The 25004-nt window shown below is 73.5% G+C and carries 22 protein-coding genes; 15 read left to right on the top strand and 7 right to left on the bottom strand.

Annotation, left to right across the window (positions count from 1 at the left end; translation table 11 throughout):
* Positions 1-95: 95 nt before the first annotated feature.
* A complete protein-coding gene (locus AB0H81_RS06230) occupies positions 96-1253 on the bottom strand; it encodes an aminotransferase class V-fold PLP-dependent enzyme (protein WP_358369971.1) in 1158 nt (385 codons plus the stop codon).
* Between the two features lie 72 nt (positions 1254-1325).
* On the opposite strand from AB0H81_RS06230, the gene AB0H81_RS06225 reads away from it, so the two are divergent.
* Both AB0H81_RS06225 and AB0H81_RS06220 read left to right on the top strand, forming a co-directional pair.
* Positions 1326-2384: a LacI family DNA-binding transcriptional regulator gene (locus AB0H81_RS06225; RefSeq protein WP_358369968.1), complete on the top strand. Its 1059-nt coding sequence runs from the start codon at positions 1326-1328 to the stop codon at positions 2382-2384.
* Positions 2385-2431: 47 nt separating this feature from the next.
* Positions 2432-2977 (top strand): NUDIX hydrolase, encoded by a 546-nt coding sequence (locus tag AB0H81_RS06220; protein WP_358369966.1) that lies wholly within the window; start codon positions 2432-2434, stop codon positions 2975-2977.
* A gap of 84 nt (positions 2978-3061) precedes the next feature.
* Here the strand turns inward: AB0H81_RS06220 and AB0H81_RS06215 are convergent, their stop codons facing one another.
* Both AB0H81_RS06215 and AB0H81_RS06210 read right to left on the bottom strand, forming a co-directional pair.
* Entirely contained in the window at positions 3062-4513 is a 1452-nt protein-coding gene (locus tag AB0H81_RS06215) for an N-acetylmuramoyl-L-alanine amidase (RefSeq protein ID WP_358369963.1), read from the bottom strand.
* Between the two features lie 212 nt (positions 4514-4725).
* A complete protein-coding gene (locus AB0H81_RS06210; RefSeq protein ID WP_358369961.1) occupies positions 4726-5490 on the bottom strand; it encodes an IclR family transcriptional regulator in 765 nt (254 codons plus the stop codon).
* 119 nt (positions 5491-5609) lie between these two features.
* Between AB0H81_RS06210 and AB0H81_RS06205 the strand changes: the two genes are divergently transcribed.
* The 4 genes from AB0H81_RS06205 (at position 5610) to AB0H81_RS06190 (ending at position 8943) form a co-directional block, all read left to right on the top strand.
* Positions 5610-6080 (top strand): hypothetical protein, encoded by a 471-nt coding sequence (locus tag AB0H81_RS06205; protein WP_358369958.1) that lies wholly within the window; start codon positions 5610-5612, stop codon positions 6078-6080.
* Positions 6081-6210: 130 nt separating this feature from the next.
* Positions 6211-7647 (top strand): amino acid permease, encoded by a 1437-nt coding sequence (locus AB0H81_RS06200; protein ID WP_358369956.1) that lies wholly within the window; start codon positions 6211-6213, stop codon positions 7645-7647.
* Positions 7648-7658: 11 nt separating this feature from the next.
* Entirely contained in the window at positions 7659-8423 is a 765-nt protein-coding gene (locus tag AB0H81_RS06195; RefSeq protein WP_358369953.1) for a cyclase family protein, read from the top strand.
* Between the two features lie 79 nt (positions 8424-8502).
* Entirely contained in the window at positions 8503-8943 is a 441-nt protein-coding gene (locus AB0H81_RS06190; RefSeq protein ID WP_358369952.1) for an Lrp/AsnC family transcriptional regulator, read from the top strand.
* Here AB0H81_RS06190 and AB0H81_RS06185 read toward each other — a convergent pair.
* Entirely contained in the window at positions 8938-10365 is a 1428-nt protein-coding gene (locus tag AB0H81_RS06185; protein ID WP_358369949.1) for an aldehyde dehydrogenase family protein, read from the bottom strand. The two genes, AB0H81_RS06190 and AB0H81_RS06185, sit on opposite strands and share 6 nt — an antisense overlap.
* The gene (locus AB0H81_RS06180) at positions 10358-11425 is read right to left on the bottom strand and encodes a homoserine dehydrogenase (protein WP_358369946.1); all 1068 of its coding nucleotides are present in this window, start codon (positions 11423-11425) and stop codon (positions 10358-10360) included. Before AB0H81_RS06180 ends, AB0H81_RS06185 begins: the two co-directional genes overlap by 8 nt.
* 133 nt (positions 11426-11558) lie before the next feature.
* On the opposite strand from AB0H81_RS06180, the gene AB0H81_RS06175 reads away from it, so the two are divergent.
* The 6 genes from AB0H81_RS06175 (at position 11559) to AB0H81_RS06150 (ending at position 16414) form a co-directional block, all read left to right on the top strand.
* Positions 11559-12365 carry an IclR family transcriptional regulator C-terminal domain-containing protein gene (locus AB0H81_RS06175; protein WP_358369943.1) on the top strand — a complete coding sequence of 269 codons (807 nt, stop codon included), beginning with the start codon at positions 11559-11561 and terminating at the stop codon, positions 12363-12365.
* A 2-nt stretch (positions 12366-12367) separates the two neighbouring features.
* Entirely contained in the window at positions 12368-13093 is a 726-nt protein-coding gene (locus AB0H81_RS06170; RefSeq protein WP_358369940.1) for a LuxR C-terminal-related transcriptional regulator, read from the top strand.
* A 78-nt stretch (positions 13094-13171) separates the two neighbouring features.
* On the top strand, positions 13172-13699 hold the full coding sequence (locus tag AB0H81_RS06165) for a hypothetical protein (RefSeq protein WP_358369937.1): 528 nt from the start codon (positions 13172-13174) through the stop codon (positions 13697-13699).
* A gap of 172 nt (positions 13700-13871) precedes the next feature.
* Positions 13872-14606, top strand: coding sequence for a hypothetical protein (locus AB0H81_RS06160; protein ID WP_358369934.1), 735 nt, complete (start codon positions 13872-13874; stop codon positions 14604-14606).
* A 4-nt stretch (positions 14607-14610) separates the two neighbouring features.
* Positions 14611-15528 carry a BTAD domain-containing putative transcriptional regulator gene (locus tag AB0H81_RS06155; protein ID WP_358369931.1) on the top strand — a complete coding sequence of 306 codons (918 nt, stop codon included), beginning with the start codon at positions 14611-14613 and terminating at the stop codon, positions 15526-15528.
* A gap of 100 nt (positions 15529-15628) precedes the next feature.
* Positions 15629-16414, top strand: coding sequence for an alpha/beta hydrolase (locus AB0H81_RS06150; RefSeq protein ID WP_358369929.1), 786 nt, complete (start codon positions 15629-15631; stop codon positions 16412-16414).
* A gap of 82 nt (positions 16415-16496) precedes the next feature.
* On the opposite strand, the gene AB0H81_RS06145 is transcribed toward AB0H81_RS06150, so the two are convergent.
* Together AB0H81_RS06145 and AB0H81_RS06140 are read right to left on the bottom strand one after the other, a co-directional pair.
* Positions 16497-16637: a hypothetical protein gene (locus AB0H81_RS06145; protein ID WP_358369927.1), complete on the bottom strand. Its 141-nt coding sequence runs from the start codon at positions 16635-16637 to the stop codon at positions 16497-16499.
* Positions 16638-16658: 21 nt separating this feature from the next.
* Positions 16659-18101: an NB-ARC domain-containing protein gene (locus AB0H81_RS06140; protein ID WP_358369924.1), complete on the bottom strand. Its 1443-nt coding sequence runs from the start codon at positions 18099-18101 to the stop codon at positions 16659-16661.
* A gap of 142 nt (positions 18102-18243) precedes the next feature.
* Here AB0H81_RS06140 and AB0H81_RS06135 point away from each other — a divergent pair, with 142 nt between their 5' ends.
* The 3 genes from AB0H81_RS06135 to AB0H81_RS06125 are packed head-to-tail and all read left to right on the top strand — an operon-like array spanning position 18244 to position 24973.
* Positions 18244-21801 (top strand): AAA family ATPase, encoded by a 3558-nt coding sequence (locus AB0H81_RS06135; protein ID WP_358369921.1) that lies wholly within the window; start codon positions 18244-18246, stop codon positions 21799-21801.
* Positions 21792-22484: a hypothetical protein gene (locus AB0H81_RS06130; protein ID WP_358369919.1), complete on the top strand. Its 693-nt coding sequence runs from the start codon at positions 21792-21794 to the stop codon at positions 22482-22484. The genes AB0H81_RS06135 and AB0H81_RS06130 overlap by 10 nt, the downstream gene beginning before the upstream one ends.
* The gene (locus AB0H81_RS06125) at positions 22481-24973 is read left to right on the top strand and encodes an NACHT domain-containing protein (RefSeq protein ID WP_358369916.1); all 2493 of its coding nucleotides are present in this window, start codon (positions 22481-22483) and stop codon (positions 24971-24973) included. Before AB0H81_RS06130 ends, AB0H81_RS06125 begins: the two co-directional genes overlap by 4 nt.
* Positions 24974-25004: the final 31 nt, after the last annotated feature.

The following is a 25004-nucleotide window of genomic DNA, read 5'->3' as shown; positions in this document are numbered from 1 at the left end:
ACGATCAAATCCAGTGCTCGCTGGTCATTCATGCCAGCGCTGGGATGGTCGCGAGCGAATCGTCGGGCGACTAGGGGCCTAAGGTATTTGATCGTTCATATCGCGCGCAAGAGGGCGCGTGAGGATCGGAGGACGGCCGGCAGCCCGGCGGCCAGGCGCTCGTAGTCGTCAGCAGTGTTGTAGATCTGCGCCGACAGGCGGAGCTGCCCGACCGGCTCGATCTTGATCTGGCACCCGAGGCGGTCGAGCACCTCCGCGCAGAGCGTGTCGGCCTGCGCCTTGGTCACGCCCAGGCCGGACGCCAGCCGTACCACCCGCATCGGCACGCCGGGGTAGCCCGTCGACTGCGGGGCGTCCTCGCACAGACCGGCCTCGCGCAGGGCTTCGGCGAGGACCCGCTGCCCGTAGGCCGCCAGCGCCGTGTTGTACGACCGCACGCGTTCGAGCCCGAGCCGCTCCAGCACGTCCAGCCCGTACGGCGCGGCCAGCAGGGCGGTGTAGTCCCGCGTGCCCTGGAACTCCAGCGCGTCCGGGAACCCCTCTCCATACGAGACGACCAGCGGCCTGACCCGCCGCCTCCAGTGCGGCGCGACGTGCAGCAGCGCGGCCGGACGCGGCGAGAACGCCCACTTGTGCAGGTTGCCGACCCAGAAGTCGGCGTTGATCGCGTCGAGGTCCACCGGCAACATCCCGGGCGCGTGAGCCCCGTCCACCACCGTGACGACATCCCTCGCGGCCAGCTCCCCCGCCAGCCGCCCGACCGGCAGAAGACGGGCCCCGGCCGAGCTGACGTGGTCGAGGACCGCGAGCCGGGTCCGCGCGGTGACCGCGCCGAGGACCGCCTCCACCGGATCGTCGCCCAGCACCACCCTGACCGGCGTCGCCCCGCTCTCCGCCGCCCGCCGGCGCAGCGCCCGCTCCACAGCCGCGTACCCGTGGTCGGTGTAGAGGATCTCGTCCCCCGCCGTGAGCGGCACCGACTCCAGCGCGACGGCCACCCCCTCGGTCGCGTTGGTGACGAAGGCGGCGCCGGAGGAGTTGAGGAAGGCGGCCACCCGCTCCCGCGCCACGGCCAGGCGAGCGGGCAGGCGGGAGAAGAACCGGTCGGGTGCCCGCTCCATCTCCGCCCGCAGCTCCGACTGCCGCTCCTGCACCTCGATCGGCACCGCGCCGTAGGAGCCGTGGTTGAGCTGGATCACCCCCGGCTCCAGCGAGAACATCTCCCGCACACCAGGGATCGGCGTGATCTCCACGGGACCTCCCAGATCGTCAAATGTGACATCGTGCATGATATGAACGTTCACAGGGCCTAGGATGACCAGGCCATGGCCGCGCCTCGCACCGAGGAGGACAACCCGAGCATGCCGGCGCAACGGCCCCGCGGGGTCAGCATCCAGGACGTCGCCCGCGCGGCCGGCGTGTCCCGGCAGACCGTCTCCAACGCGATCAACGCCCCGCACAAGCTGCGCCCCGACACCCTCGAACGGGTCACCGCGCTGATCGAGGAGATGGGCTACCGCCCTGACCAGTCGGCGCGCAGCCTGCGCTCCGGCACGCGCCGGATCATCGCCTACACCACCCCGGAGACCGACCCGGACAACCCCAACGCCCTCATGAGCGGCTTCCTGGAGGCCATGGTCGCCGCCGCCGGCGACGCGGGCTACCGCATCCTGCTGGTGCGCCCCCGCGCCGGCCAGAGCAAGGCGCAGGCGCTGGAGGACGTCATCGCCGCGCGCACCGCCGACGCCATCCTGCTCTCCGACGTGCTGGAGGACGACCCGTGCGTGGACTACCTGCACGAGACCGGCTTCCCCTTCGCGGTCTTCGGCCGCACCAGGCCCGGCAGGCCCCAGGCGTGGGTGGACGTCGACTCGGCGCAGGCCATGATCGACGTGGTGGGCCTGCTGGCCTCCCACGGCCACCGGCGGGTGGCCTACCTCGGCACGTCGGCGGCGCTGCCCTGGCTACGGCACCGGGAGGCCGGGTTCCGGATAGGGATGCGCCGCTTCGGCCTGACCGGCCACGAGGCTTTCGTCGACAGCCTGGACCAGGTGGTGGCCGTGGCGCGTGACCTGCTGAACCGCTCGCCCCGGCCCTCGGCCCTCGTCCTGGACGACGACTGGCTGGCGCACGGCGCCTACGCCGCCGCCCAGGCCGAGGGGCTGACCGTCGGCGTGGACCTCGCGGTCACCGGGTTCAACGACATGCCCTACACCCGGCTGCTCCAGCCGCCTCTGACGACCGTCCGGCTGCCGCTGCGGCGCATCGCCGACGCCCTGGTGAGCCGGCTTCTGCAGAGCGTCGAGGAGGGCGAGCCGCCCGAGGCCGGGCTGCTGCTCGCGGGCGACCCGGTGCTGCGGACCAGCGTGACCACGCTCGGGTAGGCGCGAGTCTGATCAGCGGAACGGCTCTCCCGGTGGACAATGAGGCAATGACTCGTGTCCTCGCGTCCATCACCGTGCCGTGGATCCCCGCACCGCACCGCCTGGAGGTCGCGCTGACCCGGAGGCTGCCGCCCGTGGAGCAGACCACCTCCGCCTTCGCGTTCGTCCTCGACGCCGCGGGCCGCACGCTGCTGACCCGCGTCGGCCGGCAGGGGCGCGGCTGGGACATCCCGGGCGGCCATCTCGACCCGGGTGAGCGGGCCGCCGAGGCCGCCTCCCGCGAGCTGGCCGAGGAGACCGGCCTCGCGCTGCCGCCCGAGCGGTTGTCGGTGTTCGCCTGGCAGCGCATCGAGCTGACCGGTCCGGCCCCGGCCGGCTACCGCTACGCGCCGCTGACGTACATGGTGATCTTCGAGGCCCGCCTCGACGGGCCGGGGCCGCCCACCGCGCCGCCCGCCGGCTACGAGAGCACGGGCGCCGAGTGGCTGGCGCCCGAGGAGGTCGAGCGGCGCTGCGCCGGCCAGGTGTGGCTCACCGCCCACCGCGCCCTGCTGGCCCACCCCGATCCCTCCTCCGGCGACTCCCTCTCCTGACCGGCGCCCAGGAGGCGCACACACGGAAGGGCGCCGGCCGGTCGGACCGGTCGGCGCCCTTCTGGGTCATGATGCGCGCGGAGGCTAGCCGCAGTGCTCCAACGGGCTGTTGTAGGTGTACGCGCCCGCCTTGCCGCCCCACCTGACGCACTTGCCGGCGGCGGCGGCGATCACCGGTCCCGCGTAGTACGAGAAGTTGCCGCTGTCGGTGACGCGGGTCTGCCCCTCCACCTCCAGGTAGGCGCTGGTGGCCGTGGCCTGGCCGAGCGAGGTCTTCTTGAGCGTGGCCACGCAGTTCTTGCCGGTGGTGGAGTTGTAGAGCAGGAAGACGTCGCCCGCCGTGCCGAGAGGCGCGGAGTCGATGACCTTGAAGTCGCTGCTGCCGCAGACCGACGCGGGGGTGTGCGGGTTGGTGGGTCCGCTGTTGCCCGTGACGTAGTTCATGTACGTCGTCCAGTTCCAGTACGGACCGGGGTCGGTGTGGTCGGCGGTGGGGATCTCGGTGTGCCCGATGATGTGGGTGCGGTCCTTCGGGATGCCGTAGCGGTCGGCGATGTTGCGGGTCAGCGCGGCCGAGGAGCGGTACATCGCGTCGGTGAACCAGGACGCCTGTTCCACCCAGCCCTCGTGCTCGATGCCGACCGAGCGGCGGTTGTAGTCGCCGGCGTGGAAGGCGCGGTCCTTCTCCCTGACCATCTGGGTGATGGCGCCGTCGGAGGAGCGGACGACGTAGTGGGCGGAGGTCGGGTTCGGCCGGGGCCCGGTCTGGAACCAGTCGATGGTTCCGGCGTACGTGCCCTGCGCCACGTGGATGACGATCCGATCGATGGCGTCGCTGGTGGGCCGGCTGGAGACGGCGTAGTTGGAGCTGTGGGCGGCCGCCCAGACGGCTCCCGGGTAGTCCACCGCGGCCGCGGCCAGCGTGTTGTTCTCTCCCAGCTTCCGGACCTTGGCGTACGCGCCGCGGTCGGGCTCCACGGCGCGGGCCGCCACCTTCACGCTCTCGCCCTCGGGGGTGGTGGCGCTGACGCCGCCGCCGAGGAGGTCGTACACGGTGTCGGCGTACAGGCGGGCCACCTCCGGCTGGGAGGCGTTGCCGTACTTGGCGACCACGGTGTACCACTTCGCCGGGTCCTTGCGCGCGGCGGCGTCCAGCCCCTGCTCGTCGGCGAGGGCGCGGAGCACGGCGGCGCCGCCGGTGATGTTGGCCGTGGTGTCGGTCTTCAGGGTGGCCACGGGCAGCTTCGTCAGCGTGGCGGCCCGCTCCAGCGAGTGCGTCCTGGGGTTGCTGACGAGGTGCATCACGCCGTAGCCGCCGGAGGCGCTGGGCTCGCCGCCGTGCCCGTCGAGGTGGGTCTCCGCGTACGCGAGGGACACCAGCAGATCACGCGGCACCTCGTACGCGGCGGAGGCTCGCGCGAAGGCGTCGGCAACGGGATCGGCACTGGCGGCGCCGGCCGGTTGCCCGATGAGAAGCGAGAGGGGGATGATGGCGCCCGCTAACAGCGCGGCTGGACGGCGGAGACGAGCCTTCACGTGTTTCTCCTCAACGTTACGTCGGAGGACTCGCACGACCACCGTGTCCGGCCTCGGCCGGCGCCGCGTCTGCCGAGCCCCCGAAACGCTCCTGCTGGCGACAAGCGTGATCGCGACGCGCATAAGGATCGTCCAGAGAACGCACAGAAAACCGGCCGCGCGCACAGAGGCGACGGCGCACGCGGGAACCGGCCGGGACGGACCGCGCCGGGTCAGCCTTCGTGGACGCCGCGCAGCGCGTTCTCCAGCCAGCGGCTCCAGCGCAGGGCGGCCGCGGCGCACTCCTCCGTCTTCGGCGCGAGCCTGACGCGCGGCCCGACGACCTGGACGGCGGCCACGACCTCGTCCCGGAAGTCGCGGACCGGGGCGGCGACGGAGTAGAGCCCGGGTTCCGCCTCCTCGTCGACGACCGAATAGCCGCGCTCGCGGGTCACCCGGAGCCGGGCCAGGAAGTCGTCCACCCCGGTGGGCGTGTTGGGTCCGTGGCGCACGAAGCCGGTGCGGGCGAGCACCGCGGCGACCTCCTCGTCGTCGGCGTCCGAGAGCAGGGCCTGGCCGCAGTCGCTGCAGTAGGCCGGGTACGGGCGGCCGATCCAGGAGCCGATCTGGTTGCTGCCCGGCGGGACCCGCTCGGCGACGGTCACGGTGGTGTCGCCGACGAGGACGCCGAGGTAGCAGCTCTCGCCGGTCTCGGCGGCCATGCCCTCCAGGGCCGTCCGCCCGTCGGTGCGCAGGCGGTGCGCGGTGAGCTCCTGGGCGTCCGCGTAGAGCCGCCAGTGGGGGGCGAGGTCGCGTGAGGCGGGGTCACGCAGGACGAACCGCTCCTCGGCCATGGCGCCCAGGACGCGGGAGAGCTGGCTGCGGTCGCGGCCCAGGTCGCGCGCCAGGTCGGTGACCGACGTGCCACGCCGGCCCCGCGCCGCCCGGCCGGCGAGCGCCGGCAGGACGTCGAAGCCGCGTCCGACGCTCGATTCCATGCCGTGCACCCTACCGCCGCGGAACCCTGAAGATCGACCGCAAGTGTGTAGTATTCACATCTTGCCATGCAATTAACGCACACATAGCATCGCACCAGTCGCAGAAGGGACCACCGCACATGACCGCGATCACGACACCCTCCATCGACGGCAAGGCTCCGGCCCCCGCCGAGATGGCCGTCCGGCGCCTGCCGGTCCGGTCGGTCCGGGTGTACTGGCCGGTCTCGGGTCGCACGCTGGCCCGCGTCGGGTCCGGCGACGTCGACGTCCTGAGGGAGGACGAGTCGTTCGCCGCCCTGCTCCACGTCCTGCGCACGTCGGCCTGCGCCGGCGACTTCGGCGTCTACCGTGACGTCTTCGAGGTCGGTGTGGGCGTGGAGGGCTTCACCACCGGGCACGGCGCCCGGCCCACCTTCGGCTCCGTCGGCGACAGCTCCCTCTCCCCCACCCTGACCGTCACCACCCACATCGACGCCCGCACCCCCGACGCCGAGATCTCACGACTCCTCTCGCGCGTCCTGGACGCCCACCCATGGGAGGTCCCGGTCGTCGAGCTCTCCGCTCCGTTCGACCTCGTCTTCCGCGCGTAACGCCGTCCACAGCGCCGGCGCTCGCGGCGGGGACCCACCACGTCCCCGGCGGTACGCACGTGGCCCGAACAGTGGCACCACTCCCCGCCACGCATCGCCGTCTCCAGCCACTGCCATCCGAGGACACCGCATGTCCCTGCCACTCACGCCCGAAACCACCCCGCCCGGCACATCCACGGCCCCGTCCGTCGCGCCCCCGTCCGAGGGGCTGCGCCGGTCCATGAGCGCCCGCCACCTCGTCATGATCGCGATGGGCGGCGTCATCGGCTCCGGCCTGTTCCTCAGCTCCGGCTTCACGATCGCCCAGGCCGGGCCCCTCGGCGCCGTCATCGCCTACCTCGTCGGCGCGTTCGTCGTCTACCTCGTCATGACGTGCCTCGGCGAGCTCGCCGTCGCCTACCCGGTCTCGGGGGCCTTCCACGTCTACGCCTCCCGCTCCATCAGCCCGGCCACGGGCTTCACCACGGCGTGGCTGTACTGGCTGACCTGGGCCGTCGCCCTGGGCTCGGAGTTCACGGCCTGCGGCCTGCTCATGCAGCGCTGGTTCCCCTCGGTCGAGGTGTGGGTCTGGTGCGTGGTCTTCGCCGCCGTCGTGTTCGGGGTCAACGCCTTCTCCGCGCGCGTCTTCGGCGAGACGGAATACTGGTTCTCGCTGGTCAAGGTGGTCGCCGTGGTGGCCCTCATCGTGCTCGGCGGCGCCGCCGTGGCCGGCTTCCACCCGCTCGCCCCCGCGGGGGAGGCGTTCCCTGCCCTCTTCGAGAACTTCTCGACCGGCGGCGGCCTGTTCCCCCACGGCTTCTCCGGGGTCCTGGTCACCGTGCTCGCCGCCTTCTACGCCTTCTCCGGCTCCGAGCTCATCGGCGTCGCGGCCGGGGAGACGGCCGACCCGGCCAGGGCCGTCCCCAAGGCGCTGCGTGTGACGGTCGTCCGGCTGCTGGTCTTCTTCGTCGGCGCCATCACGGTGATCGCGGCGATCATCCCGTACGACAAGGTGGGCCTGGACGAGAGCCCGTTCGTCACGGTCCTGTCCGCCGTCGGCATCCCCTACGCGGCCGACATCATGAACTTCGTCATCATCACGGCGCTGCTCTCCGCCGGGAACAGCGGCCTGTACTCCTGTGCCCGCATGCTGTTCTCCCTGGCCGAGCAGGGGCAGGCGCCGCGGGCGCTGGCCCGGTGCAACTCCCGCGGCATCCCCATGACCGCGCTGGTGGTGAGCATGCTCGGCGGGCTCGCGTCCCTGCTCAGCAGCGTGATCGCGGCCGAGACCGTCTACCTGGTGCTGGTCTCGATCTCGGGCTTCGCCGTGGTCGGCGTCTGGATGTCGATCGCCGCCTCCCAGTTCATGCACCGCCGCAGGTTCGTCCGGGACGGCGGGGACGTGCGCACCCTGGCGTACCGCACGCCGTTCTACCCGGTGGTGCCCGTGCTCGCGTTCGCGCTGTGCCTGGTCTCGCTGGTCGGCATCGCCTTCGATCCCGCGCAGGTCGCGGCGCTGTACTTCGGCATACCGTTCGTCGCCGCCTGCTTCGTCTACTACCGCCTGCGGCACGGCCGCACGACCTGAGAGGGCCCGACATGGCCGACCTCCCCCAGCACCGCCTGTGGTCCGCGTACCGCGACCTGACCGAGAAGGCGGTGTACACGGACCTCACGCACGCCTTCCACCCGGGCCAGCCGCACTTCCCGGCCTTCCCCGACGAACGCCGCGAGATGCCCTTCGACATGCGTCGCGGCGACGGCTTCAACGTGCACCGCTACACGATCGTCGGCCAGTGGGGCACCCACGTCGACCCGCCCGTGCACTTCGTGGACGGCGCGCGCACGCTGGACGAGATCCCCGTGGAGGAGATGATCCTGCCGCTGGTGGTGCTCGACATCACCGGCCGCGTCGAGGCCGATCCCGACGCCGTACCCACGCTCGCCGACGTGGCGGCCTGGGAGGAGCGCAACGGCCGCGTGCCCGCCGGGTCGTTCGTGGCGCTGCGCACCGGGTGGAGCCGGCGCTGGCCGGACCCGGCGGCGATGGCCAACCGGGACGAGGCGGGCGTCAGCCACGCGCCCGGCTGGTCGGCGGACGTGCTGCGTTACCTGTTCGAGGAGGCCGGGATCACCGCCATCGGCCACGAGCAGACCGACACCGACCCGGGGCTCGCCACTTCCGCCGGCGACTTCAGCCTGGAACGGTACGTGCTGGAGCGCGACCGGTGGCAGATCGAGCTGATGGCCGGCCTCGACCAGGTGCCCGAGGCGGACGCCCTGATCGTGGCCACCTGGCCCAGGCCGCGGGGCGGCTCCGGCTTCCCCGCCCGCGTGTTCGCGCTGCACCACCCGGTCGGCTGAGAGCCCCGGGACAGACCCCACCCCGGCGGCCGGAGAGCCGCCGGGGTCCTCTGGCGACCAGGAGGTGGAGGCGGAGGCCATGGACGCCGTCGACGAGAAGATCATCACCGAGCTGACCCGCAACGCCCGCATCTCGCACGCGGAGCTGGGCCACCGGGTGCGGCTCTCGCGCAACGCCGTGCGCCAGCGGGTGGAGCGGCTGGAGCGGCAGGGGCACATCGCCGGCTACACGATCGTGCGCCCGTCCGGCGACCGCGCGGACGGGCGCGTCCGCGCGCACGTGCTCGTGTACCGGCAGGACAGGATGCGCGGAGGTGACGTGCTGGCCGCGATCAGGCGCGTGCCGGAGGTCGTCGCGTGCGACGTGCTCAGCGGCGAGTTCGACCTGCTGGTCAGCCTGGAGGCCGGGTCCCTGGACCGCATACAGGGCATCTGGGAACATATCGCCCAGATGCCCGGTGTACGGGACACGGTGACCGCGCTCACGCTCTCCCGTGTCGTGGACCGTCCCCGGTCATGAGCCGTCGCTCGTCCCGTTGACGCAGACCACCTTGGGCTGGGTCATCTCCTCGTACGCGAAGCGCACACCCTCGCGCCCCATGCTGCCGTACTTGTAGCCGCCGAACGGCATCGCGTCGAAGCGGTAGTCGGAGGAGTCGTTGACCATGACGCCGCCCGCCTCCAGCCGCCGGGCCGCGGCCAGCGCGCGGTCGAGCCGGCCGGTGAAGACGCCCGCGTGCAGGCTGAACTCGATCTCGTTGGCCCGTTCGATCGCCTCGTCGAAGGTGTCGAACGGCTGGAGCACGACGACCGGCGCGAACACCTCCTGACGCCACACCGCGGCCGTCGCCGGCACGTCCTCCAGGACCGTCGGGCTGTAGAGGGCGCCGTCGAGCCGGTTGCCGCACAGCAGCCCCGCCCCGGCGGCCAGCGCCTCGTCCACCAGCGCCTTGGCCGCCGCGGCCGCCTCCGCCGTGATCATCGGGCCGACGTCCGTGAGCTCGTCCCCCGGATCGCCGGCGCGCAGCCGTCGCGTACGAGCCGTGAACGCGTCCCGGAAAGCGGCGTACACCTCGCGCGCGACGAGGATCCGCTGGGTGCCGACGCAGTTCTGGCCCGCCGCCCAGAAGGCGCCCGAGACGCACGCCTCCACGGCCGCGCCCAGGTCGGCGTCCTCCAGCACGATCACCGGGGCGTTCCCGCCCAGGTCCATCGCCAGCCGTTTCAGCCCCGCCGAGCGGGCGATCGCCTCGCCCGTGCGGAAGCCGCCGGTGAAGGAGACCATCCGCGCCTCGCGCGCCGCCACCAGCGCCGCCCCCAGCTCGGCGCCGCCGTTGACGACCGTCACGACGTCCTCGGGCAGCCCCGCCTCGACGAGGGTGTCGACCAGCCGCAGCGCCGACAGCGGCGTCAGCTCGGACGGTTTCAGCACCACCGCGTTGCCGCCCGCGACGGCCGGGCCGAGCTTGTGCGCCACCAGGTTCAGCGGATCGTTGTAGGGGGTGATCGCCACGATGACGCCCAGCGGCTCGCGCGTGAACCAGCCCTGGCGCTCCGCCGAGCCCTCGTACGCGTCGAACGGGATGACCTCGCCGGCGTTGCGCCGCGCCTCCGCGGCGGACAGCCGCAGCGTGTTGACCGCGCGGGCGGTCTCCTTGCGCGCCTGGACGATGGTCTTGCCCGCCTCCCCGACGATGAGCCGGGCGAACGACTCCGCGCGCTCCTCCAGCATGCGGGCCGCGCCGTCGAGCACCCGCGCCCGCTCCGCCCGGGACATGCGCCGGGCGGTGGCGCTGCCCTCACGGGCGCGCCGCATGACGGCCCCGACGGCGTCCGCCGCGACGACGCACACCGAGCCGATCGTCTCGCCGGTGTAGGGGTCGCGCACGGGCGCCATGTCGTCGCCGAGGTGCAGCGGGCTGCGGATCGCGGTCTCAGCCAACGTACGCCTCCTCGCGGACCCGCTCACCGGCGGCCTGGTGGATGCTGATGAGGTCCGACAGCAGGGCGTACGCCGTCTCGACGCGCCCCGCGCCCGGCCCGGACACGGTGACGGTGCCCAGCAGATCGGTGTGGAAGGCCACCGCGTTCACCGGCCCGGAGACCCCGGCCAGCGGGTGGCCGCCGGGCAGCGCCACCGGCGCCACCCGGGCCTCCACGGTGCCGTCGGGGCGGCGCGCGGCGGAGCCGACGAGCTTCCACCGCAGCCCCCTGGCCGCGGCCTCCCGCACCTGGCTCGCGGTGATGCCGGAGATCCCCACGCAGGGCACGTCGGAGCGCCGCAGCTCGGCGCCCAGCACCTCGTTGGCCAGGATCATGACCTTGAGCTGGACGTCGTGACCCTCGACGTCGGCGGTGGGATCGGCCTCCGCGTACCCGAGGGCCTGGGCCTCCGCGACCGCGTCGGCGAAGCCGAGGCCGCTCTCCAGCCGGCCGAGGATGTAGTTCGACGTGCCGTTCATGACGCCCTCGACCGCCGAGACGCGCAGCCCGCCGAACATCCGCCGCGCCGTGCGCAGCACGGGGGTGCCGCTGAGCACCGAGCCCTCACACTCGAAGCGGACGCCGTTGCGCCGCGCCAGTTCCCTGAGGGCCCGGCCGTGCAGCGCCACCGGCCCCTTGTTGGTCGTGCACACGTGCTTGCCGGCCTCCAGCGCCCAGCGGACGTGCGACACGGCCGGTTCCCCGTCGTCGGGGTTGGTGAAGGTCGCCTCCACGACGACGTCGGCCGGGACGTGGCGGATCACCTGCTCGTTGCGGGGCTCCGCGCTGCCGCCCTCCATGCGGGAGAAGTCCAGCTCGCGCGGGGCGACGGCGAGCAGCGGCGCCAGGTCGACGCCGTCGCCGCGCACCAGGGACCCGGCGCGCAGGTCCGTGATCGCCACCACCCGCAGGGCGAAGCCCAGCTCGGCGGCCAGCTCGTCACCGCGCTCGGCGATCAGCTCGGCCAGTGCCCGGTTGACACCTCCGAAGCCGATGAGCGCGAGGTCGTATCGGGTCATCAGGTTCTCCTTCGCGTGGACCCTGTCGGTGCCCTCACACCCTCGCCGCCGGGGCCGTCACCCCGGCCATGCCGAAACGACCACAGAGCATGGCGATCCGCTCGTTCGCCGGGCGGATGGCTATAGTGCGGACGTGACAGCAGGAGACCCCGGGGCCGACGGCGTTCCGCCGTCGTCGCCGGCGGCCGCGTCCCTGCGGACCGGCCTGCGCGTCGTCAACACCGTGATCGACCGCGAGAGGTCCGGCCGCCCCGGTTTCAACGTCGCCCGGCTCGCCGAGGAGACCGGCCTGGAGCGCAGCAAGGCGTCCCGGCTGACGCAGGAGCTCACCGAGAAGGGGTTCCTGGAGCGGCGCGAGGACTCCTCCCTGCGGGTGGCCGGCGCCTTCTTCGAGCTCGCCGCCTCGCTCAACCCCGGGCTGCTGCGCGGCGCCCGCGCCGTCCTCCGGCGGCTGTCCATCCGGTACGGCGCGGGCGCCCGCCTGTCGGTGCGCGACGGCGTCGTGGCCCGCCTGCTGCGCTCGGAGGCGGCGCCGGGCACCGCCGAGCAGTGGCTCACGGGCACGTCCCTGATCACCCCCTGCTGGTGCACGGGCACCGGACGCGCCCTCCTCCTCGACCACACCGAGGCCGAGATCGCCGCCCTCCTGGACGGCTACGAGCTGATCGGGGTCGGCGGCCCCAACGCCGCCCGCTCGGCCGCCGACGTCGCCCGCGCCAACGACCGCGACCGCCCGAAGGGGCTGATCATGGCGCACGAGGAGTTCGAGCACGGCATCACCGAGTACGCGGCGCCGATCCGCGACGGGCGGGGACGCGTCGTCGCCGCGGTCGCGCTGCTGGGCCGCCACACCGACCTGGCCCCGCACGAGAGCGCCGTCGGTGCCGACCTGACGGCCGCGGCCGCCGCCCTGGGCGCGATGTCGGACCGTACCCCCTGACCATGGACGAGAGCGTGTCGCTGGCCGAGCTCACCCGCCGCCTCGAAGAGGTGGTCGGCGAGCTGCGCGGCATCCCCGTGGAGGTCGAACGGGTGGAGGACAACGAGCTCGTCCGGCGGCAGATCCTGCACCTGGCCGGCTCGTGCCGGGAGCTGCGCGCCCTGCAGCCGGTGAGCTCCAGGGACCAGGGCCGCGAGGAGCAGCGCAGCAGGCTCGACGTGCTCGGCGCCCTGCGGCGGGGCATGAGGATGCGCACGGTCGTCCACTCCAGCGTCCTGGACGACGCCCTCAAGGCGGCCCGGATCAGGGAGCTGCACGCCGCCGGCGACCTGCACCGGGTCACCGACGAGCAGGTGCAGCAGGTCCTCGTCTTCGACCACGCCGTGGCGTTCCTCCGCATCACCCCTGTCGCGTACTCGCCCGGAGCGCTGGTGATCAGGCAGCAGAGCCTCATCACCGCGCTCATCGACCTGTTCGAACAGACCTGGGCCGGCGCCAGGGAGGTCACCGAGCCGACGCACCGGCTGACCCCGCGCGAGCGCGACGTGCTCGCGCTGATCGCCGAGGGGCGCTCCAACGGCGCCATCGCCCGTGCCCTGTCCATCACGGAGGCGGCCGTCGGCAAGCACGTGGCGAGCGTGTTCGCCAAGCTGGAGCTGCCCGCGACCCAGGACGACAACCGGCGGGTGCTGGCGGTGCTCGCCTACCTGCGCGGGGCGGCGAGGTAGGGCCAGGCCCACCCCGTCCTCGCCCCATCCCCCATGTGGCCGGGGCCCGGCGGCCGGTTCAATGGCGTCATGCAACGTATGACTGGCTTATTGGTGGGCGCCGTTTTCGGCGCGGTTTTCGTGGTCGTCAACGCCCAGAGCCCCCTCAACAGCGTGGCCGCCGATCTCCTGCGGGTGGTCGCGTGCCTGGGGGCCGCGGCCGTCGTGGCCATGTGGTTCGTCACGGCCCGGAAGGAGCGGCCCGCCCCCGGCGGGGCGCGGGCGGGCATGTTCGGCCGCTGGTACCTGATCATCGTGGCCGCCGAGGTGCTGCTGCTCTTCGGCGGGCTGCGGGTGCTGGCCGTCCTGGGACGTCCCGAGCAGGGCAACGTGGCGTGGGTGGCGTTCGTGGTCGGCGTGCACTTCGTCGCGCTGGCGCCCGTCTGGAAGGACCGGAGCATCGCCGTGCCCGGCGCGATCCTCACCGTGCTGGGCGTGGCGGGCCTCGTCATGGCCTCCACGCCGGCCGTCACCTATGTGCCGCTGGTCAGCGGCGTGCTGTCGGGGGTGGTGCTCCTGGCGGGCTCCGTCACCTTCGGCTGGCGCTCTCTTGCCGGCGCCTCCTGATCGTGTGATGCCGTCCCGGGACAGGTTGTCCCGGGACAACGGGTGACAGGTTGTCCCGGGACAACAGGTGCGGCATCCGGGACCGGACCAGGGACGCCCGCCCCTGCCGGCCCGGGACGGCGGACGCCGATCGTGGACACCGTCACACCCGGCGGCCCCACAGGAGGCACTCATGGACGCGCGCATCACCGACGAGCCCGCCAAGGCCCGCACAGACCTGCCCCCGGCTCCTCCCCGGGCTCCATCGGCGAACGGTTCGCCGCGCAGTGCCCCGCGCAGTGCCCCGCGCACCGGGCAGCGCACGGCCTCGCGGCCGGTCAGCGCCACCGCCGTCCGCCGCGCCGGCGCCGGGCTCACGGCCGGGGCGCTCTCCTGGGCGACGGCCATCGCCGTCTTCGGCTCGACGGGCGTCGGCGTGGGCGAGCGGGTCGTCGACCTGACCGGGCTGCTCTTCCAGCTCGGCGTGTTCTGCCTGCTGTGGGTGCAGACGCGGACCCGGGCCATCGGCGCCTCCCGCGCCGCCGCCATCGCGCTGCGCGTCGAGGCGGTGCTGCTCGGCGTGGCCTCCGTCTGGTCGCTGCTGCACGGCGTCCTTCCTGACGACCTCAAGAACGGGGCCTGGCTGCAGCCGCTGGACATGTGCTGGCCGCTGTCGATGCTCGGCATGGCCGCCATCAGCGTGAAGCTCGCCGCCACCGGCCGGTGGAGCGGGCTGCTGCGCTGGTGGCCGCTGCTCGCCGAGAGCTGGGCGGTCGTCACCGTCCCCGCGTACCTGCTGGCCGGCGAGGACCTCTCACGCTGGGTGGGCGCCGGCCACCTGGTCGTCGGGTACGCGGCGCTCGGGCTGATGCTCGCCACCCGGCCGGGCCACGTCCTGGGCTCCCCCGCCTCCTCCGGGAAGGCGTGAGCCGGTGGAGTTCCGAGTCCTCGGAGCGCTGGAGGCGCGCGACGACACGGGCAGGGCCGCCGCGCTCGGCGGCCCCCTCCCGCGCACGGTGCTGGCCCGGCTGCTGACCGCGCGAGGCGCGCTGGTCTCCACCGACGCCCTGCTCCAGGCCATGTACGGGGACACGCCGCCGCCCAGCGCCCTGTCGTCGCTGCACTCGTACGTGTCCCACCTGCGCCGCGCGCTCGAACCCGGGCGCCGGCCGCGCTCCCGGCCGGCCCTGCTGGTCAGCCGCCCGCCCGGCTACCTGCTGGCGTCGGAGCAGGTGGACGCGCTCCGCTTCACGGACCTCGTGGACCAGGCGGAGCGGCGCCCGCCCCGCGAGGCCCTGGCCTGCCTGGAGGAGGCGCTGGACCTGTGGCGCGGGCAGCCGTACGCCGAGTTCGACGACCAGCCGTGGGCGGTCGTGGAGATCCGGCGGCTGAACGAGTCACGTCTGGTCGCCGTCGAACGGCACGCCCAGGCGCTGCTCGCTCTGCGCCGCCCCCAGGCCGCGATCGCGACGCTGGAGGCCGAGACGACGGCCAACCCGCTGCGGGAGCGGCTGTGGTGCCTGCTCGCGCTCTCGCTGTACCGTACGGGCCGCCAGGCGGAGGCGCTGGGCATGCTCCGCCGGGCGGGACGGCTGCTGGCCGACCAGCTCGGCCTCGACCCGGGCCCCGAGCTGAGGGCCCTGGAACGTGACATCCTCCAGCACGCCGACTCCCTCACCCTGTCCGGCTCCCCCGCCACCGCCCACGCCCCATCCCCTGCCCGCGACACCGCCACGCCCCGGTCCCGGGACACCGTGCCGGGTGTCCCCGGCGCCTCACGGTGCGGCCCGTGCCGTCGAGCGCTCCGCCGTCGTCCGGTGAGACCCGCCTTCGGGAAGTGTCGGCCCTGACCCGTACCCTGTGGGCCGTGGACGACCGCCGAGGACACGCCCCACCCGCGCCCGGCAGCCGGCCACCGCACCGACCAGCGGCACGAAACGAGGCAGGATCTTGAGCACAGTCATCTCCGAGGACGGCACGGTCATCGACTACGACCGCCACGGTGACGGGCCCACGATCATCTTCATCGGCGGGGCCACCCAGTACCGCGCCATCGACCCGAACACCGCGGAGGTCGCGCGGCGGCTCGCCGGCGAGGGGTTCACGGCGATCGACTACGACCGGCGCGGACGCGGCCGGTCCGGCGACACCGCGCCGTGGGCCCTGGAGCGGGAGGTCGAGGACGTCGCGGCCCTGGTCAAGGCGGCCGGCGGCACCGCGACCCTCTACAGCAGCTCGTCCGGAGCGACCGTGGCGCTGGCCGCCGCGCAGGCCGGCGTCGGCGTCACCGCGCTCGCCCTGTACGAGCCGCCGCTGTTCGCCGGCGCCGACCACGGCGAGCAGCTGGCCACACTGCGCTCCCTGCTGGCCGACGGCAAGCACGACGAGGCGATGCGCTACGAGATGACGGCGGTGTTCGGCGTGCCGGCCGAGGCCGTCGAGGGCATGGCCCAGGGCCCCGGATGGGCCGACCTGGTGGCGGTCGCCCCCACCCTCGTCTACGACCTCGCGGCCGTCCACGACGTCAACGTCGACCCCGACTGGGCCGCCCGCTGGTCCTCGGTCACGGTCCCGGCGATCGTGTACTCGGGCGACCAGACCTTCCCCGGCATGCCCGAGGCCGCCGACGCGGTGGCGGCCGCCCTGCCCGACGCGACCCGCCGCGTCCTGCCGGGCCAGGGCCACGGCCCCACCCCCGACGCCATCGTCCCGGCGCTCCTCGACTTCCTCCGCTGACCTGAGCCGCACCGCCCCCCTGCGCGGGGCGGTGTCGTCCTCGCGACGCGCTGCCGCGGCAAGGCCGCGCGCAGCCGGAGACTCACCCGGGCGTGCGGCTCCTGCCGAGGAGAGCCGGAGCGAGAGCCGCGGCGAGGGCGGGCAGACCGAGGACGACGAGGGCGATCGCCGGCCACGGCGTCTCCAAGGCCACCCGTGGCGCCCGCTCCCAGTCGATCGACACTGCCCGGAATCACCACGTACATCACGGCGTAGAGGCTTCACGCTCTCCCCCGGCATGTACGGCCGTGGCGTGGTCGCGGACCAGGTCGTGGAGCCGGTATCGGCTGGGGGCGGGCTCCTGCAGGAGATGGGCGTCCGACAGCTGGTCGAGCAGCCGTCTGGCCTGGAGCTCGGTCGTGTCCAGGAGGGCGGCGGCCGCGTCGACGCCGAAGTCGGCGCTGGTGCGCGAGCCCAGCACCCGGTACGCGCGTCGCTGGTCGGCGGAGAGCCTTCCGTAGGACAGGTCCAGGGCTGCGGTGACGCTGTGTCGTCCGGCCTTCAGTTCGGCCAGCCGGTCGTCCGCCAGCCGGTCCAGCAGATGCCGCACGCTCCAGGCGGGGTGCGCGCGAAGCCGGACGGCGGCGATGCGGAGGGCGAGGGGCAGCAGCCCACAGCGCCGCACGACCTCGGCGAGGACGTTCAGCGGCGCGTCCATGACCCGCTCCCGCCCGGCCATGCGGGTGAACAGGGCGACCGCCTTCGCCACCGGCAGGGGCTCCAGCGACAGGCTCCGGGTCTCGCCCAGGCAGGGCAGGCGGCGACGGCTGGTGACGATCACCCGGCAGTCCGGGCCGGCGGGCAGCAGCGGTTGGATTTGGTGTTCGTCGGCGGCGTCGTCCAGCACGATCAGGACCTTCCGGCCGGCCAGCACGCTGCGGTACAGCGCGGCGCGGTCATCGACGTGCCCGGGGATGTGCTCGCCGGGGACGCCGAGGGTACGGAGCACGCGGGCGAGGGCCTCTCCTGGTTCGACCGGGGTCATCGCCTGGGCATGGCCGTGGAGGTCCACGAACAGTTGCCCGTCGGGAAATCGTGGGGCGAGCCTGTGGGCGGCGTGCACGGCCAGCGCCGTCTTGCCCGTTCCCGCCATGCCGTCGAGGGAGACGACCGTCACCGTGTTCGCGCTCTGGTGACCCTCCAGAACGGCCAGTTCGGGCTCTCGGCCCACCAGCGCCGCGACGTCGGCGGGCAACTGCCGGGGAACGGTCAGCGCCGCCGGATCATCGCGTCCGGCGGGCGCCGGCAGGCCGCGCGTGGCGGCGGCCAGGATCGCCCGCTCTTCGGTGTCCAGCTCCAGCGCCTGCGCCAGCAGCAGGATCGACCTGGCACGAGGCTGCAGGAGCGCGCCGGTCTCCAGCCGGCGGACGGTCCGGACATTGAGGTCGGCCTTTTCGGCGAGTTGTTCCTGGGTCAATAATGCCCGTTCACGCCATCCGCGCAGCAAAGCCCCCAAAGTCCGCTCGACGCCGCCTACCGGGTGAAATGCATCTTCCTCGGGCGTCCAGGCCGCGATGGCCGGAGCCGGCCCTCTCGTCGAGGCGATGGTGGACACCTCCTTTCTTCGCGCAGTCGTCACTCCGCCGGTGAAGGACGCACGGCCATCGAAACCGCTTTCCCGCCGTTCAGACCACCCGTCGGACGACATTGGACGAAATCGGACGGCAGGCAGATCGGGATAAATCGTGATTTACGGCTTGTCATGTGCCATCACCGGATCGCCACCCAACGGCACTTACTGAGCGGAATGCGATTGATGGGGAGAGCCGCGATTAGCCAGAATGAGCGCCATGGGCGAGCGGGAGGAGGGCGGGTCCGATCCCTCCGACGAGGTGTGCCCCTACCAAGGTCTCGTACCGTTCGAGACGGGAAAGGCCGAGCTGTTCTTCGGGCGCACGCGGGCCACGCACAGCCTCCTCGAACGCCTCGGACGGCGTCTCGCCGACCACGGGTCCGTCCTGATGGTCTCGGGCGCCTCCGGCGTGGGCAAGTCGTCGCTGTTGCGGGCAGGGGTGATGGCGGCGCTGGCGGACGGACGGATGCCGATCGCCGGATCGCGGCACTGGCCGCGCCTGCTCGTCACCCCGACCGCGCAGCCGTTCCGCGCGCTCGCCGAAGGGTGGACGCGGACGTTCGGCGGGCACGCCGAGACGCTGACCGGACGATTACGGGACGATCCACGGCGGGCGCTGGCGGAGACCCTCCCTTCCGCAGGCCGTCTCGTCCTGGTGGTCGACCAGTTCGAGGAGCTGTTCACCCTGGTGACCGACGAGCGGGAGCGCCAGTCGTTCGTACGGGCCCTGCACGCCATGGCCGAGGGCCCGCGCGGCGCCGGGGTGGTCGTCGGCGTACGCGCGGACTACTGGAACCGCTGCGCCGCCTACCCGCAGTTCGCCGAGGCCATCCAGGACGGTCAGGTCATCGTCGAGCCGATGACGGAGTCGGACCTGCGGCTGGCCATCACCGGCCCCGCGGCCTCGGCGGGCCTGGAGATCGAACCGGGCCTGGTGGAGACCATCCTCGGCGAGCTGGGCGCCGGGGATCGCGACGAGGCCGGGGCCCTGCCCCTGCTGTCGCAGGCTCTGCGCAACACCTGGGAGAGACGCGAGAAGGGCACCCTGACCGTCCGGGGGTACGAGGAGTCCGGCCGGGTCCGCGACTCCGTGCGTCGTACGGCCGACGAGGTGCTCGGACGGCTGTCACCGGAGGACCGCAAGAGCGCGCTCAGGTTCTTCCGGCGGATGACGGTGATCACCGCCGGAGGGCAGGTGGCGCGGCGCAGGGCGACGCTCGCCGAGATCCACGCCGCCGCGTCCGCGCACTCGGCGCAGCGGCGCGACCAGGTCGAGGCGCTGCTGTCCGCGTTCGCCGACCGGCGCCTGCTCACCCTGCACGAGGACACCGCCGAGATCGCCCACGACGCGCTGCTGACCGCCTGGCCCACACTGCGGCAGTGGCTCGAACCCGACCTCGCCGCGCAGGAGGTGTACGACCGGCTCCTGGACGCCGCCGCGCAGTGGGCCGAGCACCACCGCGACCCCGCCTTCCTGTATCGGGGCGCGCGGCTGCTGGCCGTCCAGGACAGCCGTCCCCGCTGGGACCGCGACCCCGACAGCTTCCCCCCTCCCGGCCCCACCGCCGAAAACTTCGTCGCGGCGTCCACACGGGAGGCACGGCGAGCGGGCCGGCGCCGCCGGCTCGTCATGACCGGTCTGGCGGCGCTGTCGGTGCTCGCCCTCCTCGCGGCCGGCACCGCGGTCAACGCGGCGCGGGAAGCCAAGCGGCAACGCCAGGTGGCCAACTCCCGCCAGCTCTCGGCGGAGAGCGAGGTCACCGGCGACCCCGCCCTGTCCTCGATGCTGGCCGTGGCGGCGTGGCGGATCGCCCACACCGACGAGGCCCGCAACCGCGTGCTGTCCGCGGCGACCGGCACCGGACGGGGCACGTTCAGCGGGGACACGAGAGGGCTCACGGCGCTGGCGTTCAGCCCCGACGGCACGATCATCGCGACAGGGAGCGACGACGGCACCACGCGGCTCTGGGACACGGCGTCGCGGCGCCGGCTCGGCGCCCCGATCACCCGTCCGAAGTACGAGTGCTCAAGCGTCGACCTGGGCTTCAGCCCCGACGGCCGGACGCTGGCCGTGGCGTGTTTCGACACCGTCCGCTTCTACGACGTGGCCACCCGTCGCGAGGTGGCCGCCCCGCTGAAGCTCCAGGCGGTCGTGACGACGCTCGCGTACAACCCGGACGGGAAGACCTTCGCGACCGGAGACAGCAAAGGCGCCGTCCAGCAGTGGGACGTGGCCACGCACCGTCCGTACGGCGCTCCCATGGTCCACCCCCACCACGGGCCGGACTCCACGCATCCCATCCACAAGGTGACGTTCAGCCGGGACGGCAGGATCCTGGCCACCGCCGGCTGGGACAGGACCGCCCGGCTCTGGGACACCGCCACCTCCCGCCGGCTCGGCGTCCCCTTCGCCGGGCACACCCAGCCCGTCACCGACGTCGCCTTCAGCCCCGACGGCACCACCCTCGCGACCGTGAGCGGGGACCGCACCGGCAGGCTGTGGGACGTGGCCACGCACAAGGAGACAGGCAGGCTCAAGGACCGCGCCGCCGGATACCAGGCGATCGTCTTCAGCCCCGACGGCACGCGGATCGCCACCGGCGGGGACAGCGGCCGCACCGTCGTGTGGGACACGGCCAGCCGGCAACAGGTGCTCGCGCTCGCCGACAACCTCAGCCCTTTGGAGGGCGTGGCGTTCAGTCCGGACGGGAAGCTGCTCGCCGCCGCCGGCGACGACGGGGTGGTACGGCTGGCCGACCCGTGGATCCACCAGCAGATCGGCACCCGCATGCCCGCGCAGGCGGCCGTGGCGCTGAGCAGCGACGGGCGCACCCTGGCCACCGGCGCGCCCGGCGAGAAGAACCCCGCGATCCAGCTGTGGGACGTGGCCACGCAGCGTCCCCTCGGCCCTCCGCTGGTTCCTCGGGGCACGCGCCGCGCGGTGTACCGGCTCGAGTTCACTCCCGACGGGCGGATGCTCCTGGCGTCGCATCCGGACGGCCTGCGACTCTGGGACGTCGCCGGGCGCCGCGAGGCGGCCCATGACGGGACGCTCAAGGGCGTGGCCAGGATCAGCCGCGACGGCAGGTTCGCCGTCGTCGACCAGGACCAGGCCATAGCGTTCTGGGACATCGCGCGCCGCCGGGAGACCGGGCCGCGCATCCGCGTACCCGGCCACACCGACGTCATCACGGCGATGGCGATCAGCCCCGACGGCGCGACCGTGGCGACCACGGGCTTCGACAACCGGGTACGACTGTTCGACGTGGCCACCCGGCGCGAGATCGAGGGCCCGTCGTTCGCGGGCGGCGGCGGGATCGTCAACGCCCTGGCGTTCAGCCCCGACGGGTCGAAGCTGGCCGTCACGGCCGCCGACCACAGCGTTCGGCTCTGGGACCTGGCACGCCGCCGCCCGGCCGGCGTCGCCCTGATCGTCAAGGACGACCTGGCGAACACGCTCGCGTTCAGCCCGGACGGCGAGGTCCTCGCCACCGGCCTCGCCTCCGGTGGTGTGCAGCTGTGGGACCTGCGGACGTACCGGCGGCTCGGCTCCCCGATGACCGGTCACACGAGCGGCGTGACCGCGGTCGCCTACAGCGGGGACGGGACGGCCGTCGCCTCGGTCGCGGGCGACGGCACCGCGCGGCTGTGGAACGTCCGCACGCCCCCCGACCTGGTGGCCGCGGCGTGCGCCAACGCGGGCCGCTCCCTCACCCGCGACGAATGGGAGACCTACGTGGGGCAGGAGGAGGAGTACCGCCAGACGTGTCCGTGACCCTGGACCCCACCACGGAGAGAGCGAGCATGTTCCTGCGAGGCTTACGGCGCCGGACGGGCAGGCCCGTCCCGGAACTGGTCGGGTTGTTCCGTTCCATCGTCGACGGGGGCCGCCAGTTCCACCCGATCGCGTCCGACTTCCTGGAGCACTTCATGGACGGCGCGGGCGCCTCCAGGACGATGTCCCTGCGCTGGCTGCGCTCGTTCAAAGTGATCAAGAAGGCGGAACGCAAGAACCAGCGCCGGTTCGAACGGCAGCTCACCCGGGAGGCCAGGCTGCTCCGTGACGGCGCGTCCACCTGGTTGCACGACTACTGGGACGCGCGGATCAACGCGTTCATCGGCACGGAGCTGTTCTACGTCAGCAGGATGAGCCTGCTGCGCTCGCAGGGCTCGTTCGTCCTCACCCGGGACGGACGGGAGGTGCGCGTGTCCGGCACGGTCCGTCACCGCTGGTTCGACCCCTATGACTGGGATCGCGGCCGATGGGTCTACATCCCCCGGCACGGGTTCGTTCCCATCGCGGTCGGCCGGGACCTGGTCGAGGCCGACGAGGCACGCAACTTCCTGATGGAGTCACGCCACGTCCAGGCGCTGGAGGGGCTGTGCCGGGACGGCCGGTGGCCGCGGCGCGGCAGCGCGACATTCACGTGGTCGCTGGTCAGGACGGGGCAGCGATGACCGCAGGCCGTCCCGGTCCGCCCGACCCCCTGGAGGCCGCCGGCACGGAGGACTTCATCCGGTCACTGGTCCAGCTCCGGCAGTGGGCCGGCGAGCCCTCCTTGAGCAGGCTGCGCTCCCTCGGCGGCCGGACGGCGGCCTCGGACGGAACCCTGGTCGACGCGTTGCCGAAGAGCACGACCTCGCACGTCCTCCGGCAGAGCGACAAGCTGCCGCGATGGGACTTCGTACGGGCCTTCGTCACCGCCTGCCTCCGCTCCTGCGACTTCCCGGCCGAGCTGATCCCCGGCGAGCTCGAACGCTGGCGGGCCGCCAGGACGGCCCTCGCAGACCCGCCGCCTCCTCCTGTCCCGCCGGAGCCGGTGCCGGAGCTTCCGGAGACCGCCGATCATCCCGAGCGGGATCCCGCGGTCGAGCTGCTGACGCGGCGAGTGGTCCGGGAGGAGGACCGGGCGCGCAAGGGACTGCTCGGCGGCTACACCATCGCGCCGGTCACCTTCGAGAGGTACGCCGACTCCACCCGCGGCGACGACCTGCACGCCATCGGCCGCTTCTTCGACGACCTGCGCCCGCGGCGGCTGCTGGTGGTGGGCGAGTCCGGGGCGGGCAAGACGGTGCTCGCCATCGAGCTGGTGCTGCAACTGCTGGAGTCCCCTCCCGCCGGCGGGCGGCCCGGCCGGCCACCGGAGGTGCCGGTGCGCGTGAACGCGGCCCGGTGGACCCTGGGAAGGCCGTTCGAACCCTGGCTGGCCGAGCAGCTCGCGCAGGACTTCGGGCTCGCGGTCAAGGACGCCGAGCGGCTGGTACGGGAGCGCCGGGTGCTGCCGGTGGTGGACGGACTGGACGAGCTGGACCCCGAGCCGTCGACGGGCCCGCCGCGCCGGGCGATCGGGCTGCTGGCCGAGCTCAACCGGTACAGCGACCCGTCCGGGCGGCGGCCGGGAGCGGTCGTCGTGACCTGCCGGGCCGACCGGCACGCCGAGCTGCGCGAGGCCGGGGCCGGGCTCGACGACGCCGCCCGCGTCCATCTCCAGAACCTGACCACCGAACAGATCGGCACCTACCTGCGCGCCCGCTGGCCGGACGGCCATCCGTGCGCGGGACACCGCGACGGCATCCGGGTGGCGCTGTCCGGACCGGCGGGAAAGGCCGTTCGCATCGCTCTGGCCACACCGTGGCGGCTGCTGCTGACCGTGACCGCCGTGGAGTCCGGCGCCGACCCGGCCGAGCTGCTGCGCGCCGACCCGGACGCCGACCCCCATGAGGGCGCGGACCGGATCGGCCGCAGGCTGCTGGAGGCGTACGTCCCGGCGGCGACCGGCCTCACGCCCCGCGCCGCCCACGGCACTCCGTACCAGCCGGACCAGGTGCGGTCGTGGCTCGTGCACCTGGCGGCCCACCTGCGGTGGCAGGCCGCCCGCACCGCCGAGGCGGATCGGCCGCCGCCCGGCCTGACGGCGATCGACATCGTCCCCCACCTGCTGTGGCCGATCGGCGGCCGGCGCCGGGTCCGGGCGCTGCACTGTCTGTGCTGCATGATCCTCTCGGTCATCGCCATGCTGGCCTTCTGGACGGGCTCGGCGGTCGACAGCCCCGGCGACCTGCGCGGCGGGCTCGAACCGGATCGGATGCTCACCTTGGCGATCATGGTGAGCTGGGTGGGCATCGCGACCGGCCTGTCGCTGTCGCCGTGGCCGGCCGCGGCCGGTGGACGGGCCAACGTCCCCCGCGGGCCGCGCGTGACCGGCGGTGCGCTCGGCGCCGCGGCGGGCGTCCTCGTCGGGGTGGCCGGCGGCCTGGCCGGGCTCGTCCTGACCGGAGGGACGATCTTCGGTCCCGCCTTCGCCGTCGGCGCGGGCGGAATCGGGGGGCTGACGCTCGGGGCGGTCATCGGGCTGACCGCGGCCGGCCGGCGGGGAGCCGAGCGCATGACCGTGTCCGAGGCGGTCCGGGCCGAACCCGTCACGCTGCTGGGCTTCGGGCTGTGCGGCGCGCTCACCGGGCTGGCGCCGCTGCGGCTGGCCCACGCCGGCCCGCTGCCGCTGGCCGTGGGCGTGGCCGGCGCCTTCCTGCTGGCCTTCGCGCTCGGGGTCGCCTTCAAGATCGCCACCGGGGGCTGGAGCATGGACGCGGAGCTGGCGCATCCGCGGGAGGCCCTCCACCGCAACGCGACGATCGGGCTGGCCTTCGGCCTCACCGGCGGCGTCGCCGCGTTCCTGGTGTTCGTCATGAACCAGGACGTCGTCGAGTCGCTGGCGTGCGCGCTCATCGGCGGGGTGACCTTCGGCCTGGCCTTCGGCGCGATCGCCTGGACCCGCACCATGATCGGCCTGGTGGTCGCGGCCACGCGCGGCCTGCTCCCGCTCCGGCTGTGGACCTTCCTGGACTGGGCCTGCGAGGCCCGGCTGCTGCGCGTCAGCGGCGCCACGTACCAGTTCCGGCACCGCGAACTGCAGGACCACCTGACGCGGCCCGGCCCCGCCGACTGACGTCTTCACGCGTCGAGCGGCGGGGCCGGGA

Origin of the sequence: Nonomuraea sp. NPDC050691, assembly GCF_040654455.1 — a bacterium.
Taxonomy (GTDB): Bacteria; Actinomycetota; Actinomycetes; order Streptosporangiales; family Streptosporangiaceae; genus Nonomuraea.
Note: the sequence above shows the minus strand (reverse complement) of the source record. Positions and strands in the feature narration are given on the sequence as shown.

Coding starts and splice junctions, on each gene's coding strand:
- AB0H81_RS06225 (WP_358369968.1), top strand. CDS start 1,326: ATGGCCGCGCCTCGCACCGAGGAGGACAACCCGAGCATGCCGGCGCAA.
- AB0H81_RS06220 (WP_358369966.1), top strand. CDS start 2,432: ATGACTCGTGTCCTCGCGTCCATCACCGTGCCGTGGATCCCCGCACCG.
- AB0H81_RS06210 (WP_358369961.1), bottom strand. CDS start 5,490: ATGGAATCGAGCGTCGGACGCGGCTTCGACGTCCTGCCGGCGCTCGCC.
- AB0H81_RS06205 (WP_358369958.1), top strand. CDS start 5,610: ATGACCGCGATCACGACACCCTCCATCGACGGCAAGGCTCCGGCCCCC.
- AB0H81_RS06200 (WP_358369956.1), top strand. CDS start 6,211: ATGTCCCTGCCACTCACGCCCGAAACCACCCCGCCCGGCACATCCACG.
- AB0H81_RS06195 (WP_358369953.1), top strand. CDS start 7,659: ATGGCCGACCTCCCCCAGCACCGCCTGTGGTCCGCGTACCGCGACCTG.
- AB0H81_RS06190 (WP_358369952.1), top strand. CDS start 8,503: ATGGACGCCGTCGACGAGAAGATCATCACCGAGCTGACCCGCAACGCC.
- AB0H81_RS06180 (WP_358369946.1), bottom strand. CDS start 11,425: ATGACCCGATACGACCTCGCGCTCATCGGCTTCGGAGGTGTCAACCGG.
- AB0H81_RS06170 (WP_358369940.1), top strand. CDS start 12,368: ATGGACGAGAGCGTGTCGCTGGCCGAGCTCACCCGCCGCCTCGAAGAG.
- AB0H81_RS06165 (WP_358369937.1), top strand. CDS start 13,172: ATGACTGGCTTATTGGTGGGCGCCGTTTTCGGCGCGGTTTTCGTGGTC.
- AB0H81_RS06160 (WP_358369934.1), top strand. CDS start 13,872: ATGGACGCGCGCATCACCGACGAGCCCGCCAAGGCCCGCACAGACCTG.
- AB0H81_RS06140 (WP_358369924.1), bottom strand. CDS start 18,101: ATGTCGTCCGACGGGTGGTCTGAACGGCGGGAAAGCGGTTTCGATGGC.
- AB0H81_RS06135 (WP_358369921.1), top strand. CDS start 18,244: ATGGGCGAGCGGGAGGAGGGCGGGTCCGATCCCTCCGACGAGGTGTGC.
- AB0H81_RS06125 (WP_358369916.1), top strand. CDS start 22,481: ATGACCGCAGGCCGTCCCGGTCCGCCCGACCCCCTGGAGGCCGCCGGC.